Raw genomic sequence first — 1,092 nt, 5'->3', positions numbered from 1 at the left:
GACGCAGAACTCGATAGAAAAAGGACGGCGGCTCTTTTCGCGGCGTTTGTCAAGGACAGTTCCCCAAACGTCGAAAAATTATCCGATAATCGTGATAAAAACAACGTTGAAGAAGAATACAAAGCACCTGTCATTGCGCCCGGTGCATCTCTTTATTTAGGAGAGAATAAAGAGGTTACATTCTCAAATCCTGTTGAGGTTGGTGGCTCTTATGAGGCTTTTCAATTTCGCAATATCTTGAAAATTTGTGCAGCACTTAATATGCCTTATGCCGTTGTGACTGGAGACGTTACGCGGGGGAATTTTTCAAATGTGCGTACCTCCATCATTCAGTTTAGACGGCACGTCAAACAATGGCGTGAACATATCATTGCCTTTCAGTTTAACCGCATTGTTTGGGAGCGTTTTGTTGAAATGGCAGTGCTTGTCAAATGCGTCAATTTGCCAGGGTGGGAAGAAAATTCCTTGCCATGGCTTCAATGTGAAAGCTTTGCGCCCCCGCTTGAAATGATTGATCCAAACAAGGATATCTCAGCGGAAAAAGAAGAAATCCGTGCAGGCTTGAAAACACGACGCATGGCACTTGCCGAGCGCGGCTTTGATATCGACAGCATTCATGCCGAACTGCAAGAAGAGCACACAGACGCTCGTGCGCGCGGCTTATCTTTTGACACGGATATGGCAGCGCCCTCTGGTAACAATCAAGTAATTGATACCGCAGATTCAGAACCTTCTGAAACTTATGAAAGTAACCAAGGCAGTGAGGCACATACAAATGGTGAATAATCTCGACATGCCGTTTTTGGCATCACGGCTTTTTGGGGTTCCACATATGCTTGCCTCGACAAAGCTTGATATCATTTTGAATGCTCTTGCGCCGCGTCTTTTTGAGGGAGAAAAGTTTCCCCCTAAGGCTTTTGCGCAAGGGGATACGGAAGCTTTAAGACCACCTGAAACTTATGTAGTACAAAACAATGTTGCTATCCTACCAGTTCATGGCACGCTTGTGCGCCGTGGTGCATGGCTTGGGGCTTTATCGGGGCTAACCTCTTATGAAGGTTTAAGGGCTTCTTTTCGTGAAGCCATTGCACA

The 1,092-nt window shown here is 45.9% G+C and carries 1 protein-coding gene and 1 pseudogene; both read left to right on the top strand.

The genetic code is table 11. From position 1 onward, the window contains the following. Window positions 1-786 (top strand): phage portal protein (locus tag ACFINF_RS09305; RefSeq protein ID WP_375620601.1); only part of this gene is annotated, 786 nt, incomplete at its 5' end. After that, window positions 776-1,092 (top strand): annotated as a pseudogene (locus ACFINF_RS09300) (S49 family peptidase); the annotation flags it as partial. The gene ACFINF_RS09305 and the pseudogene ACFINF_RS09300, both read left to right, overlap by 11 nt.

It is taken from the genome of Bartonella sp. TS25HLJMH (genome assembly GCF_042193505.1).
Taxonomy (GTDB): Bacteria; Pseudomonadota; Alphaproteobacteria; order Rhizobiales; family Rhizobiaceae; genus Bartonella; species Bartonella grahamii.
The sequence above is the reverse complement of the archived record's forward strand: the minus strand, read 5'-3'. Positions and strand labels throughout refer to the sequence as shown.